Raw genomic sequence first — 14,804 nt, 5'->3', positions numbered from 1 at the left:
CCTTCGTCAGCTGGAAGACGGAGGTTTTGCAGCCCTTTTTCCACAATCCGTGTGCGCTCATCACGCGCACGGATTCGCGTCCCTCTTTCCCGGCACGACAAATTTCTGTTGTCGAAACACGTTTCCTACCATATCTTTGCTTTTTACTGGTACCTGAATCCATGAGCATTCATAAGATACATTGTTCAGTGCCCACCCGCCATCACGGATTCAGGTGGTAAACTGATAGGGTGCCTTGCATAAGGCTTTCCGTAAGGTGTGGATTTCCCTTGCACCTCAGAAGCCCATGACCCTATTTACTTTTGTGTATTGAGTCCTTTTCACGGAGGTTCGACATGCCCTCTTCCGTCCGATTTGCCCTATTTCCCTTGTTGTTGTGCCTTGTGTTATGCTCTGCGCTTCCGGCTAGGGCAGAGTACTACACGAACCCGGAAAGCCTGGTCAATCAGGCCACCGTCGTCTACCGGGGCTTTCTTGCCGATCCGGATATGCAATGGTTTCGCAACAATGTTTCGACAGCTCGGGGCATTTTCATTGTCCCCCAACTCCTCCGCGGTGGGTTTATCGTGGGGGGTTCCGGCGGTCGAGGCGTACTCCTTGCCCAGGATCCAACCACCGGCAGATGGAGTTCTCCAGCTTTTTACAGCATGGGCAGTCTTTCTGTCGGCTTCCAGATAGGCGCCGATGCCTCTGAAATTATTCTCCTGGTCATGACTGACCGTGGGCTGAAGGCCATGCTCAGCACTGATTTCAAACTCGGAGCCGATGTTGCGGTTGCTGCCGGCCCTGTGGGAATCTCGGCCAAGGCGCAGACAGCTGATATCCTCGCCTTTGGTCGCTCCCAAGGTTTGTACGGCGGTATAAGCCTAGAGGGGGCCATCATCAACCCCTTAGATGATTGGAACCGTCAGTATTACACCTCTCCGGTGCAGATATTTGATATTCTCATTACCCAGAAATATAACAACCCACAGGCAGACGCTCTTCGTCAGCTTCTGCCCAAAGCAAAGCCTCCACAAACGCAGGGAAAACCTCTTGGCTGGTAAAAGCAGACAGTTTCACTTTCCAAGCATTGGTTGGATGTAGCCCATGCACTCCCCCCGGTTTCGACTTGATTGCAGCCAGAAAGGAGAGGTCCGTGTCATATTGAGTGGGTACTGGACCCTGCAGTCAGAGCCGCCGAATCCAGGCCCTATCCTCAGCGCCCTGGTTCCAGAAGTACGGCACCTGCATTTTGCCGAAGAAGGGCTTGGCAACTGGGACACACGGTTGCTCATTTTTCTGCAGAACATTCTTAACCACGCCAACACCGAGCAGAGAGCAATCCATCTAGAAGATCTCCCCTCAGGGGTTCGGGATCTGCTGCATCTCAGCGCCACCTCGCCGAAACAAAGCCCTTCTTTAGGAGCAAACAAAGAGTCATTTATCACCCGTGTGGGCAACAGGGTACTGGACCTTACAGATCAGTCCATTGAAATCGCGACCTTTATCGGTGAGATCATCCTGGCCTTCATGGAGCTGCTTGGGGGAAAAAGACCCTTTAAAAGCCGTGATTTTTTCGGCTTTGTCCAAAGCTGCGGGGTTGAATCTTTGCCCATTGTTTCACTGATCGCAGTTCTTGTTGGGGTGATTCTTTCCTTTGTTGGGGCAGTGCAACTGCAGATGTTCGGAGCCCAGATCTACGTGGCCAACCTGGTTGGATTGGGTATGGTGCTGGAGATGGGCGCGCTCATGAGCGGGGTGATTATCGCCGGGCGAATCGGCGCCTCTTATGCCGCCCAACTGGGAACGATGCAGGTCAATGAAGAGATCGATGCCCTGCGCACCATGGGCATCTCACCGGTGGGTTTTCTCGTGCTGCCCCGCATGTTGGCCCTGATGCTGATGCTCCCGCTCCTTTGCATTTATGCTGATATCATGGGGATTCTCGGCGGTTCCATTATTGGCGTGAGTATGCTTGATCTCTCACTGATCGAGTTTCTGGAACAGACCCGTAAAACCCTGACCCTCAATCAATGTGGACAGGGCCTACTGAAAAGCTCAATTTTTGGTGTGCTCATTGGCTTTGCCGGGTGCCTGCGCGGCATGCAGTGCGGCCGGAGCGCCCTGGCAGTGGGAGCGGCAACCACCTCGGCGGTGGTCACCTCCATCGTGCTTATAGTGGTCTCAGATTCCATCATTACCTACTTCCTTTATAGATGAGCGCAACCGCAGCCGCCATAACCGTTTCCGACCTGACCATGGCCTATGGCAGTTTCGTGCTGCAGCGTGGCCTTGATTTCACCATCAACCAGGGCGACATTTTTGTGATCATGGGGGGGTCCGGTTGTGGCAAGTCGACCCTGCTGCGCCATATGATAGGTCTGATGCAACCAGCTCAGGGTGAAATCTGGTATGGTAAGGAGAACTTCTGGAAACTAGATGAAACGGACAGGGCTGCAATTTTGCGCAAGGCCGGGGTCCTCTACCAATCAGGCGCCCTCTGGAGTTCCATGACCCTCGGAGAAAACATCGCCCTCCCCCTTGCCCACTATACCTCCCTGGCGCCCAAGGTCATAGACGAGTTGGTCTCCTTTAAACTCTCCCTGGTCGGTCTGGCTGGCTTTGAATCCTATTACCCGGCACAGCTCTCAGGTGGCATGCGCAAGCGGGCGGCTCTGGCAAGAGCTATCGCGCTGGACCCCGATTTCCTTTTTTTTGACGAACCCTCAGCAGGGCTTGATCCCATCAGCGCCCGCAACCTGGACCAGCTCATCCAGGAACTCTGCGAAGGGCTGGGCGCCACCGTGATCATCGTCACGCACGAGCTGGCCTCGATCTATGCCATCGGTACAAACTCGGTCTTTTTAGACGGTGAAAAAAAGACTATGCTAGCCACAGGCGATCCCAAAATGTTACTGAAAGAGTGTCAGGAAGAAACGGTTGTTCAATTTCTCACCCGGGGAACCGGTAAACGGGAGGTGCGCACGGTTTGAGTAAAAAAGCCAACCCGACCCTGATCGGTGGTTTTGTTCTTGTGGCACTGGCCATCACCGTCGTTGCGATTATCATTCTTGGTCAGGTGCAACTTCGCGATCAACAATTTCGCTGTGTTGCCTACTTTACAGGTTCTCTGTACGGACTTGATGTCGGGGCACCGGTCACCTTCCGCGGAGTCAATATAGGCCGGGTCAGCGAGGTCCAGATCAACTTTGATCAGCGGTCCAACACCTACCTGATACCGGTAGCCATCGACATTGAACAGGCTGCCTCAATTACCGGCACCTCTTCAAAAGAATGGGATCCTGATGTTCTGCGCACCGCTCTGAGTCAGATGATAGCCAATGGTCTCAGAGCCCAATTAAAAATGACCAGCTTTCTCACCGGCAAACTCTATATCGATCTTGCACTCCACCCTGAAAACACGGCTACGTACCGGGGAAACAACTCGGAGATTCTGGAAATACCGACCATGCCCTCGGGCCTGGAGCAAATCACCCAAACAATTGAAAGTCTCCCTTTAAGCGAACTGCTTGCTAAAGCAGGACTTGCTCTGGATGGGCTGAACCAACTGATCAGCTCCAGAAAAACCCATGAACTCTTTCAGAGCGCAAGCGTGAGCGTGAACAAACTCAACACGCTTCTGCTCCATGTGGATGAAAAATTTCCAGAGCTCGCCGATACCCTGCAAACAAGCATTCGCCAGGTGGGTTCTGCTGCACAAGCGGCAAAAGACCTGCTCAAAGACGGGCAGCACACTCTCCCTGGTCTCAGCAAGGAGCTGCATCGCACTCTTATGAATCTCAACAAGGCAACCGGTTCCCTTTCACAAACACTTGCCAACCTGCAGCAGTTGACCGCCAAAGACTCAACTTTTATCTATCAGCTTGAGAGTTCATTACGGGAAATTGAGCAGACAGCGACCTCCATTCGAGAGGTCTCCGATTATCTGCAGCAGAACCCCAATGCCCTTATTTTTGGCCCCAGAGAGGTGCAGTAGCCATGAATCGACCAGCGCAGTGGTCTCGCCACGGGTTACTCCTGGCTCTCGTTCTGTCACTTGCAGGCTGCCTGAGTTCCACGCAAACGGCAACCCTCTATAGCCTGCAGAGCATCAACCAGCCCCCGATTGTAGCTGAGGATCAGAGAGTAAAAGAAATAATTCTGGTGTTGCCGGTACAGGTGGCCCCGCACCTCCAGGGGAGAAGCCTTCTCTATCAGCAAAGAGACGGTGAAGCACGGGCAGCTGCCTCGCATCTCTGGTCTGCAAGCCTGGACAAACAGCTCGCAGTACACCTGACCAGCCAGCTGCAACAGCTTCTGGCAACAGCCAACGTGAGCCTGTTTCCCGGTCCCCGCTACGCACAGCCGGCCTACCAGGTGGAGGTGGAGGTGGGAGAGTTCAGTGGTGATGGAAAAGAGTTTCAGACCCGTGCGACCTACACCATCAGCGACCGAAGGAAGCAAACAATCTGTTTGAGAAAAATATATCAGCAGAAAAGCTCCATAGACACGCCTGAATACACAGGCTATGTTCATGCAGCGTCCCGTGCTCTGGCCGATTTAAGTCGTGAGATAGCACAATCCCTTGTGGAGCTTCACACAGCCCTTTAACGCATTCAATCTATCATGCCTACTTTACGCCTTTTTCTTTGTCTTCTGTCGTTGGTACTACTGACACGTCCAGCCTCGGCCATGCAGGTCTTATCAAAATGGATGGGCCAGACGGTCTACGTACCTATTTACTCGCATATCTATGCTGACGATCGTTTTCGTGACCGCCCCTTTCAGCTCACGGCAACACTCAGTATCCGCAACACAGACCCGGAGCGTGCGCTCATTTTAACCAGTGTTCGTTACTATGATTCCCATGGGAAACTGCTGCGCCGCTACCTGGACAAACAACAGACTATTGCTCCGTTGAGTTCGATCCGCTTCATTGTCCCGGAATCGGATTCCCAAGGAGGCTCTGGCGCAAAATTCCTGGTTGACTGGAAAGCTGAAGAGGCGGTGGTGGAACCCATTGTCGAATCGGTGATGATCGGCACCAAACTGCAGCAGGGCATTTCATTTGTTTCCACGGGCCGAGTTATCAAGGGAACCCCAGGGCACTGATTGTTATGAGTTCACCACGCCTTCTCTTTCCCTTCAACGCCTGGTACACACTCCTGCTCTGCTGCCTGCTGACCGGTTTACTTGGCGGTTGCCAGGCCAAACGAACCGACGGCCCGTTGGACGCATTTGTTGAGCCGCAACCGCTCAAGGTTGGTATTGCTCCGGACAGCCCTCCCTTGATCATGAAAAAAAATGGGCTGGTAACCGGTCTTGAACTGAACTTTGCCCAAGGCCTCGCACGCTCACTCAACCGGCCTCTGAAGTTGGTGGAACTGCCTCGCCAGAAACTCGTGCCCTCGCTTCAGGCAAAACGCATCGATATTATCATGTCCGGAATGTCTGTTGCTACGGCCCGAGAGCAGAGACTGGCAACTACGGAGCCCTATCTCATCTCCGGACAGGTCGCTCTGATGCATCTTGATGATTTTCCTCTGCTGGGAAGAGGAAACGAACACTTGATCAGCGATTCGATCCGCTTGGGTGTGGTCAAAGAAAGCCCTGGAGCGAAGTTAGTCGGAGGCCTGAATCCCAAGGGGAGTATCCACCACTACGCCAGCAGCCTCTCCGGGCTCCAGGCCTTGATCATGGATCGCATTGACGTGTTCATCTGTGACCTTCCCACCAACAACTACTATGCGGCCCAGTTCATCGAACAAGGCCTGACCCCCGGCACCACCTTGCTCACCCGAGAGTCCCTGGCTTGGGCGATTCTTCCGGAAAACAAAGAACTCCACCAGGCAGCCAATGCGTATCTCAAGCAACTGAAAACAGAAGGAGCCCTGGAGACCCTGCTCAGCCAGCGGCTTCCTTTTTATCGAAACACTGCCTACAGCCCCCATCTCAATCCTTGATGGGGGCGGGGGGCAAAATTTTCATCTGCTCAAACAAACAAGCCTGGTCGCAATGCCAGGCTCAAAAACTCCCTTCGGAAAAAGCGCTCATTCTTCCCCCTGAACCCGTGAGCGCCCGCTGCCACGGATTCAGGCTCAACTGCAGGGCGGATGGTTACTCTCTGCGCTTTATTCTTCCTGACCATCCAGGCGTACCAGTGAGCGGTAAAGCGTGTCTGTTGCCATGAGTTCGTCATGGCTTCCCTGCTCGATAATCTTTCCATGATCCATGACCACAATGCGGTCGGCTCGTCGAATGGTGGAGAGGCGGTGAGCAATCACCAGGGAGGTTCGCCCCTTAAACCCCGCCTCAATAGCCTGTTCCAGCATGTTCTCCGACTCGGTATCGATGGAGGCGGTGGCCTCATCAAGCACTAGAATGGTCGGATCACGGTACAGGGCCCGCACAAAAGAAAGCAGCTGTTTCTCCCCCAGGCTCAGATTAAGCGCCCCCTCGCCGATACGGCTATCCAGTCCTTGCGGAAGACGGTCAATGAAAGAGTGCAGGCCGGTTTGCTCTAAAATATGCTCCAACCGATCCGGTTCATCGGCCTGGTCGAGGATAATATTGGCCCGCACCGTATCGGGAAGAATAAAAATATCCTGCATAATAATCCCCACCCGCTGACGCAGGGTTGCAAGCGGCACCTGGCGCACATCCACACCATCGACTAAAATCTGCCCGGAGACGGGGTCATAAAAGCGGGATAAAAGTGAAATCAGGGTGGACTTGCCCGCACCGGTGGAGCCCACAAGGGCCAGGGTCTCTCCCGGGGTGATATGAAGATTGATCTCGGAAAGGATGGGTTTCCCCTTTTCATAGGCAAAATGCACATCCTGAAAATCAATTTTCCCCTGGTTACGCAGCGCCTGAAATTGTTTCTGATCGAACCCGGGGACAATGTGCAGTGAGGTCTTGGCATCCAGCGTCTGAAAGATGCGCTCTGCCGAGGCCATTGCCGACTGGACAATGGAGTACTTTTGGGAAAGCTCGCGAAGAGGCTGAAAAAAAAGCCGCATATAGAAGATAAAGGCGGCAAGCTCACCAATAGTCAGTTGCTCTTGCATGACCTCTCCGCCACCGTACCAAATAATAAGGGCAACCGCCATCGACCCCATGAGCTCAATAAGCGGCATGAAGGCGCCAAAAACCTTGATTTGGCCAAAGGTCCGCCGCATGTATTCCTGGTTCAGGGCCGCAAGCGTGTTTCTTGAGCGTCCCTCACCACCAAAGGCCTGAATAACGCCAATACCTGCAAGGGCCTCAGCTAGGAAGCTGTTGATCTTGGCCAACTGAGAACGGATTGCCCGGAACTGCACCCGAGCAAACCGGGAGAAGATAACGGTCAAAAGCACGGCCAGGGGAATGAAGATGGTCATCACCAGGGCAAGGTGCCAATTCATCATATAGAGAAACCAGAAAATACCGACCAGCTTGAGCCCATCATTAAACAGGGTCACCATCACCGAGGTGAACATCTCGTGCATGTTCTGAATATCATTGGTCAACCGGGTGACCAATCGCCCTGCAGGCTGACTGTGAAAGAAGCCTAGATCCAGCGTCAGAAGGTGGGTAAACAGATTTTGCCGTAAGCGGTGCATAATGGACTGCCCAATCCACTCCAGCAGGACAACCTGAACAAAGGTGGCGAGAAAGATCAGGCCCACGCAGAGTCCATACCAGAACGCAACCCGCCCCAGGCCACTGATGCGTGTCCCTTGCTCAAGCCCGGCATGGACGATGTACTGATCAATCCCCATCTGCATCAAGCGTGGCAGCCCAAGGGACGCCAGGGTGACCACCAGGGAAAGCAGAACCGCCCCAAACAAGGCAAAGACATGGGAGTGGCAGTACTGCCACACCCGTCGCCAGAGGCGAATATCACTAAGAGAGCCGTCCTGCCCCTCTTCTGAATAGCCGAAATTATGCATCGTTACGCTGTTTCTCCACCATGATGCGATAAAAGGGATTCGCCAGCAGGTCCTGGTGCTGTCCCTGATCGACGATCTTACCTGCATCAAGTAAAACAATGCGATCGGCATGGCGCAGCACATTGACCCGGTGCGAAATCAACAGCACCGATTTGCCCTCCATTTTTGCGAGAATCCCCTGAAGCACCTGCTGTTCTGTCTCCACATCAATGGCTGAGAGGGCATCATCAATAATGAGCAGCGGCCGATCACAGAGCAATGCTCGCGCCAGGGCCAGTCGTTGCCGTTGTCCCCCCGAGAGTTTGACACCGCGCTCTCCAATCACTGCCTTATATCCACCGCTGAACTGAGCAATATCGGTATCGATGGCTGCAGCCTTTGCCGCCGCCTGGATCTCATCCATGGTTGCTTCAGGACGACCAAAACTGATATTGGCGGCAATGGTATCGGCAAAAACCACCGGTTCCTGGCCCACGTAGGCGATATTGTTTCGAATATCTTCCTGGGAGAGATCATTGACATCCACGCCTTGAAAAAAAAGCATGGAATCTTTGACAGGATACATGCGCAGCAAGATCTTACACAGGGTCGATTTGCCCGAGCCGGTTCGTCCGGTCATGCCGACAAGCCCTGGCCCTATGGTAAGATCGATGCCGTCAAGGGCTCGGTGGGTTGCCTCGCTGTACTGAAAGCTGAGTTTTTGGCAGGTATAGGTATACTGCTCTTTCTTCGGGAGCGGTTGAAAGGGGGGCTGAACGACTATGGGCTCTTGGGTCAATACCCGGTTGATACGGCGCAGACTGGTGACACCGCGCTGGAAAATATTGGCAACCCAGCCCACCGCCATCATTGGCCAGATGAGCATATAGAGATAGCTGACAAAGGCGACAAAGGAGCCAATGGTGATGTCGCCCTTGATCACCAGAATCCCCCCAAAGTAGAGCAGGAGCAACATCCCCACGTTCCCCACCAGGGTGGCAACGGGAAAAAGCAGCCCTTGAACGGTGGCCACCTTGAGGTTCAGGCGCACATATTTCTCGCCCAATTCACTGAACCGATTTTCCTGCAACCGTTCCAGGGTATAGGCCTTGATCAAGCGGACGGATACAAGGGTCGCCCGGGCAAACTCGGTGAGCAGGGAAAACTGTTCCTGGACCAGATTGAACCGGTGATGTAACCGCCCGGAAAGTACACGGGTGCAGATAATCAGTACCGGCATGGGGAGGAGCGCAATCAGGGTGAGCTTGACTGAGATGGCCATCATAAAGCCCAGAGCGGCAGTGGACATAACCAGGGCATCCACCGTGGCAACCAGCCCCATGCCACAGGCCATTTGCACCGTGGCCATGTCGTTACTGTTATGGGCCATGAGATCGCCGATAGTCCAGCGCTCAAAAAAAGGTTGATCCATGCGCAGGAGATGCTCAAAAAAGCGATCACGCAGCTTTTGCTCAAGAATACGGGAAAAACCGATAATCAGATAGCGCCAGGAAAAACGCAAGATCGCCACCATAAGCGCGCAGAGCAGAATCATGGTGCTGAGTTGCAGCAGCTGTGGCTGACTGGCCGTCTGGGCAGTGAGGCTATCCACCGCAGTTTTGACAAACCGGGGGATGATCAACTGAAGAAAATCCACCACCACCAGGGCGATGAAACCACCCAGAAGGCGAAGCCAGTGGCGCCGGAAGGTCGGGCCAATGAGCCCTAAAAGGGTTCGCAGAGAGACCGGAATAGTGGTAGGCGAGGTAGAACCTGAGACGTCTTGCAAACGATGCCCCCTACTTCAGAGAAGGAAGCAACTCTTCATAGGCTGCCGTTAAACGGATGAACAGTTCAGGATCGCCCCCGGTATCAGGGTGCAACTCCATAGCCTTCTGGCGGTAGAGCTTGGTGAGATCACGCTTGCGCATAGTGGAGAGTTCTGATGCCGAGAGCCCGAAAATAGTGAATGCCTGACTGCGGGTGACCCGATCGCTGGCCTTGAGATTTGACCGGTTAAAACGTCGAGAACGTCCTGAGCCTGCAAAACGTGCCCAGTCGGGAGTTTGCTCGGGCACGCCATCAAAATACATCAGCAGGTAACGGATTAAAGGGGGCTGTAAGCCTCTGCACGCAGGGTAGCCACGCCAAAACTGCTTACTCTCGGCAAGTCGACAAATTTCTTGCACAAAATATCCATCGAGCTGGTCACGGTTGAGTGCATGGGGCATAGTGCGAGCGTAGCTCTCATTGAAAAAGCGGGAGAGATCAAAGGTCGTGAGGATATAACTCTGGTATTCCCGAGGTTTGAGCATCATCTCCTGCTGCATGAACATCTGTTCGATCTCATCGCGGGATTTGTCAAGAAGCGTAGTATAAAGAGCGGCGCCTTTGCCACTATCGCCCCCCGCTGCCGTGGAGCGACCAAGGCGAAGAAAATGGATCCTGCGCTGGTCGATAGGATGGGTTTCCTCCATGGCACGCTGACGCAGCCGCCCATCAGCAGGCCGCCAGTTTCGGTGTTTACTCCGGCTGCGAAACGGTTGTTGCCTGTTCTTGATATACGGGTCCAGATAGGGGTAGAAGAGATCCTCAATTTGGGTATCGTCGGCAGTCACTCCAAGGGTTTGCAGTATCTCCAGAAAGGCCTCGTCCAGATGATAGGAAACATCGTCATCGTAGATAAAGACCTGTCCGGGGTCACCACCGAGATCAAGGATATCACGCGAGTGAAAGACACCATCGTGCAGGTAGCTCTGGCGGAGGACAACCCCCTGCCTTAGGGGACCGGTCTCCCGTCGGGCCAAGTAAAGACGGGTTGTTTCATGTACAACAAGTGTTGGCATACACCTTCCTTAAAAAAACTGCCGAACGAGCGCCTCAACCGCATCAATGGAAAAGGGTTTGGCCAGGGCTCCGGAAAACTGATAGTCAGCATAATGCAGCATCTCTTCACAGCCCGAATCACCGCTTACGGCAATCAGGTTTGCCTCAGGGGAGAGTTCACGAATCTTTTGGGCTGCTTCCAGCCCGCCCATGCCGCCGTGGACCTTGAGATCAAGGAGACAGAGGTCAAAGGGCTGCCTCACCTGCTGCTGCTGTTGAAAAAAACTCAACGCCTCATCGCCCGAGGTGGCCACGGTGACCAGACACCCGTAGTGCTCAAACATCTTACGGTTGATCAGCCGCATCATCTCCTCATCATCCATGACGAGCACTCGGCGCCCTCGCCCAGCAGCGGTTTCAATGAATTCGCAGTCTACACATAGCTGCTGAATGGGTAAGTAAAGCAACACCTCACAGCCCCCCTCCTCCGGCGAATTAATCCAGACAAGGCCACCGTGCTTCTTGACAATGGAGTGGACGATGGTCAATCCGAGCCCCATTCCCTTCTGCGCACCTTTCTGCTTGGTGGAAAAGTAAGGATCAAAGACCTGATCCGCAATGGTTGGAGCAATCCCCGGCCCGGAATCGTGAAAAGAGATACGGGCAAGCGTCCCCTTGGGAATGGGGTGACCGGTACGGGTGGCCTCTGTTTCCCCATCGACCTGGTCGATCTTGACCTGAATCGAGCCCTTTTCTCCCATGGCGTCCATGGCATTGTTCACCAGGTTCGTGAACACCTGACGGATAAGATCCGGATCCAGGGTAATGGCCAGATCGTCCTTGCTACTCTCCAGTTGGTAGAGAATATCAGTCTCCTTTAAAAGGACACTGAGGACCTCATTGATCAGCCCAGGAAGCTGTACCTGGGACTTTTGTGGAAGGTAGTTGTCGGAAAAGGTGGTGAATTGCCTGATAAGCTGGGTGGTAAGGGTCAGGGCTTTTGCCGACTCGGCCAACAGCTCATTGACCCCATCGTCGCGGCTGACATAACGAGCCATCTCCAGATTCCCACTGATGATCGTCAGCAGGTTATTGAAATCATGGGCTATGCCACTTGCCATCATCGACATGGCGTCAAGTTTACGGATTCGCTGCAACTCTTTTTCCAGCTGCTGCTGACGAAGCTCCAGCGCTTTTCGGCGGCTCACATCCTGGAGAATGCCAATAATGAAAAAGGCCCCATCCTCTGGCACAGGCACCAGATTGCAGATGAGCTGTCGCTCCTCCAGCATAATGGGCTCATCATAAGGAAAAACCAGAGGTTCATACTCGCCCATGGACTGTACGCGCCCCATCCAGGCATCGACCCGCTCTCCGGCCTTTTCCCCCAAAAGCTGTGGCAGTGAATTTCCCAGAACCTGGGCCTCAGGCCGGGCAAAGATACCAAGTGCAGCGGTATTGGCCATGACAATACGCCCCTGGTGATTCAACTCAACCACTCCCTCGGTCATGCGGGCCAGGACCACGTCCCTGTGTTTCTTACTCACCAGCAGCTCCGCGGTTACTTCGCGCGGGTAGAGGCCTTCCAATCCTTCGATGCTTTTGCTGGCTCCCCGCTCATTGTTTCGAAAGCGTTTAAGGGAAACCTTGATATGCTCCTTCATGGCCGTTGCCGTGCCCTTGGCAATGCAAACATCCGCACCAATACGCAGTGTGGCATCGTTATCTTCCAGGGCAACACCTGAGAGAACCACCAAAAAGATATCATTGAGCTCAGGCGTATGGCGAATGATGTAGCTTAACTTTTCACCGTCAATCTTGGGCATGATCAGATCGGTAAAAATGATATCGGGTTTCTGCCGAGCAATGCAGTCCAAGGCTTCCAGGCCGTCTTCAGCCAGATCGACCGTGCACCCTTCACCTTCCAGGATGTAACTCAAAAGACGACGAATAACCGGAGAATTATCAACAACCAGTACGTGAGTATCAGTCATGATCAAGCAACTCCTTGACCGCGCTGGCAAGCTCACGGACATCAAAGGGTTTACTGAAGACCTTGTCAGCTCCAAGCTCCTGGGCTGCCGGCAAATACGCTTCGGGACCAATACGCCCACCACCGGAGATCGCAATCACTTTGGTTTTGGGAAACTCTTTGCGAAGCTGGCCGATGGTTTCCAGACCTTCCTGCTCGGGCATGATCAGATCGGTGATAACCAAATCGGCTGGATCACGCCGCTGCAAGTGCATGCCCTCGCGGCCGTCTTCAGCCTCCAACACCTCATACCCTGCCCATTCCATTACCTGACGCAGCAGAACCCGCATCTGATCGTCATCATCAATGACCAGAATTTTCATATCTCTCCTCCGTTGCGATTAGGTAATATTTCACGAATGGCAATGGCCAGCAGCCGCATATCCACAGGTTTTGCCAAAAAACGGCTGACCCCGGCATCAAGTGCCTCTTCCAGGGTAACCGCTTCACTGTAACCAGAGCATAAAATTATGGGAACATTGGGATGGTGGCGCATAACCTCCCGTGCCAGCGCAAGCCCGGTCATACGAGGCATGGTATGGTCAGTGATGACCAGATCGATCTGTTCCTGGCCGCCGGTAAAATAGGCAAGCGCCTGTTCCGGACTGGTCGCTGGTAAAACACGGTAGCCCAGATAAGAAAGCATCCGTGTGCGCATGGTAACAATATCTTCCTCATCGTCAACAAACAAAATAGTTTCCGTGCCTCGGGGCATGGAATTTGAGCCCTCCGACTGGTCCTTTTTCTCCTCCTCAACGCGGGGAAAAAACACTGTAAAGGCCGAGCCCTTACCGACCTCGGAGTTGACGTCGATGATACCATCATGGGAGACGATGATCCCATGCAGCACTGAAAGCCCCATTCCCGAGCCATCCCCCACTTCCCGAGTGGTAAAAAAAGGATCAAAGATACGCTCCAACATCTCCGGCGACATCCCCCGGCCGTTATCCTTGACGGTCAGCACCACATAGCGTCCCGGTGCCAGGTTATGATAACGCAGTTGCTCAGCCTTTCCGGTTTCGGTTTCACGCAGAGAGATATCAATGAACCCTGATTGATTCTCCAGAGCCTGGGCTGCATTGGCACATAAATGCATGATGACCTGCTGAATCTGCCCACCATCTGCGTAAATCATTCCGACCTTATCCGCCACCGAGAGCCGCATTTCAATGGTTGCAGGCAGTGAGGCCCGAAGAAGACGACAGGACTCTTTGAGCACCGGCGCAATCAGAAGGTTATGGCGCTCATTGACCGACTGGCGACTAAAGGCAAGAATCTGTGTGACCAGTTCTTTAGCCCGGTTTCCAGCCCGACGAATAGCCTGAATGTGCTCTCCAATCTCCTCGTAGGTAATGGGGGCAGTAGTCTTCTCCTGAACAGACTGTTCTTTTTTGGGCAGCCGGTAGAGCAAAAGATCGGCATTACCAAGTATCGCCCCTAGAATATTATTAAAATCGTGAGCTATACCACCGGCCAGAGTGGCGATGGATTCCAGCTTGTGGGCATGAACAAGCTGCTTTTCCAGGTTACGCTGTACACTGATATCTTTAGCAAAATAGACAAAGCCAACGATCGTCCCCTGGTGAAACAGGGGTGAACAGCTCAAGGAAAAAATTCGGCCCAGGTACCTGAAATTTTGTTCTCGCCGCTGTGCCTTTCCCTCCTGCCGTACAGTCTGCACCGGGCAGAAGGGGCAAATCGTTTCCGAACCGGCAAACAACTGATGGCAGAACTTCCCCTCAATGGGCTCCCCATTGACAGAAAGCAGGTCCACGGCTGGTTCGTTGGCGCTGACAACCCGAAGTTCGTTATCTAAAATCAGCACAGGATCGATGATGGCTTCAAAGGTAAACTGCCACTGCGCAAGCGCATGTTGCAAGCCAGGATGTATCGTTTCGCCATCTTTCAGGCTTTTTTGCGGGCCAGTACCATCATTGTCCGGCAAAGACAGGGGATCCACCTCTCCCAACCGCGGCCGAAGGTGGATAAAATAAAAAAGAAATGTGAAGAGGGCGTAAACAGCGAGTAGGAGACAGAGTAAGGTGAGCACG

The 14,804-nt window shown here is 53.5% G+C and carries 13 protein-coding genes; 7 read left to right on the top strand and 6 right to left on the bottom strand.

Going from position 1 to position 14,804, the window contains the following annotated elements; all coding sequences use genetic code 11:
- The first annotated feature begins 335 nt into the window (after positions 1–335).
- The 7 genes from JWJ90_RS07770 to JWJ90_RS07740 all read left to right on the top strand — a co-directional run bounded on the left by JWJ90_RS07770 (position 336) and on the right by JWJ90_RS07740 (position 5,945).
- Positions 336–1,046, top strand: a complete 711-nt coding sequence (locus JWJ90_RS07770) for a lipid-binding SYLF domain-containing protein (protein ID WP_205226643.1) — start codon at positions 336–338, stop codon at positions 1,044–1,046.
- 43 nt (positions 1,047–1,089) lie between these two features.
- On the top strand, positions 1,090–2,202 hold the full coding sequence (locus JWJ90_RS07765) for an MlaE family ABC transporter permease (RefSeq protein WP_205226642.1): 1,113 nt from the start codon (positions 1,090–1,092) through the stop codon (positions 2,200–2,202).
- Positions 2,199–2,975, top strand: a complete 777-nt coding sequence (locus JWJ90_RS07760) for an ABC transporter ATP-binding protein (protein ID WP_205226641.1) — start codon at positions 2,199–2,201, stop codon at positions 2,973–2,975. Before JWJ90_RS07765 ends, JWJ90_RS07760 begins: the two co-directional genes overlap by 4 nt.
- The gene (locus JWJ90_RS07755; RefSeq protein WP_205226640.1) at positions 2,972–3,979 is read left to right on the top strand and encodes an MlaD family protein; all 1,008 of its coding nucleotides are present in this window, start codon (positions 2,972–2,974) and stop codon (positions 3,977–3,979) included. The genes JWJ90_RS07760 and JWJ90_RS07755 overlap by 4 nt, the downstream gene beginning before the upstream one ends.
- Positions 3,980–3,981: 2 nt before the next feature.
- Positions 3,982–4,593 (top strand): PqiC family protein, encoded by a 612-nt coding sequence (locus JWJ90_RS07750; protein WP_205226639.1) that lies wholly within the window; start codon positions 3,982–3,984, stop codon positions 4,591–4,593.
- An 81-nt stretch (positions 4,594–4,674) separates the two neighbouring features.
- Entirely contained in the window at positions 4,675–5,094 is a 420-nt protein-coding gene (locus tag JWJ90_RS07745) for a DUF3124 domain-containing protein (protein WP_240194818.1), read from the top strand.
- A 5-nt stretch (positions 5,095–5,099) separates the two neighbouring features.
- The gene (locus tag JWJ90_RS07740; protein ID WP_205226637.1) at positions 5,100–5,945 is read left to right on the top strand and encodes a substrate-binding periplasmic protein; all 846 of its coding nucleotides are present in this window, start codon (positions 5,100–5,102) and stop codon (positions 5,943–5,945) included.
- A 168-nt stretch (positions 5,946–6,113) separates the two neighbouring features.
- Here JWJ90_RS07740 and JWJ90_RS07735 read toward each other — a convergent pair whose 3' ends face one another.
- Genes JWJ90_RS07735 through JWJ90_RS07710 form a run of 6 tightly spaced genes read right to left on the bottom strand, consistent with a single transcriptional unit; the run spans position 6,114 to position 14,803 of the window.
- Positions 6,114–7,916, bottom strand: a complete 1,803-nt coding sequence (locus JWJ90_RS07735) for an ABC transporter ATP-binding protein (RefSeq protein WP_205226636.1) — start codon at positions 7,914–7,916, stop codon at positions 6,114–6,116.
- Positions 7,909–9,684 carry an ABC transporter ATP-binding protein gene (locus JWJ90_RS07730; protein ID WP_205226635.1) on the bottom strand — a complete coding sequence of 592 codons (1,776 nt, stop codon included), beginning with the start codon at positions 9,682–9,684 and terminating at the stop codon, positions 7,909–7,911. The genes JWJ90_RS07735 and JWJ90_RS07730 overlap by 8 nt, the downstream gene beginning before the upstream one ends.
- Positions 9,685–9,694: 10 nt before the next feature.
- On the bottom strand, positions 9,695–10,741 hold the full coding sequence (locus JWJ90_RS07725) for a hypothetical protein (protein ID WP_205226634.1): 1,047 nt from the start codon (positions 10,739–10,741) through the stop codon (positions 9,695–9,697).
- A gap of 9 nt (positions 10,742–10,750) precedes the next feature.
- Positions 10,751–12,715 carry an ATP-binding response regulator gene (locus JWJ90_RS07720; protein ID WP_205226633.1) on the bottom strand — a complete coding sequence of 655 codons (1,965 nt, stop codon included), beginning with the start codon at positions 12,713–12,715 and terminating at the stop codon, positions 10,751–10,753.
- A complete protein-coding gene (locus JWJ90_RS07715; RefSeq protein WP_205226632.1) occupies positions 12,708–13,076 on the bottom strand; it encodes a response regulator in 369 nt (122 codons plus the stop codon). The genes JWJ90_RS07720 and JWJ90_RS07715 overlap by 8 nt, the downstream gene beginning before the upstream one ends.
- Positions 13,073–14,803, bottom strand: coding sequence for a response regulator (locus JWJ90_RS07710; RefSeq protein ID WP_205226631.1), 1,731 nt, complete (start codon positions 14,801–14,803; stop codon positions 13,073–13,075). The genes JWJ90_RS07715 and JWJ90_RS07710 overlap by 4 nt, the downstream gene beginning before the upstream one ends.
- Position 14,804 lies beyond the last annotated feature (1 nt).

Source organism: Desulfobulbus rhabdoformis (assembly GCF_016919065.1).
Lineage (GTDB): Bacteria > Desulfobacterota > Desulfobulbia > Desulfobulbales > Desulfobulbaceae > Desulfobulbus > Desulfobulbus rhabdoformis.
Note: the sequence above shows the minus strand (reverse complement) of the source record. Positions and strands in the feature narration are given on the sequence as shown.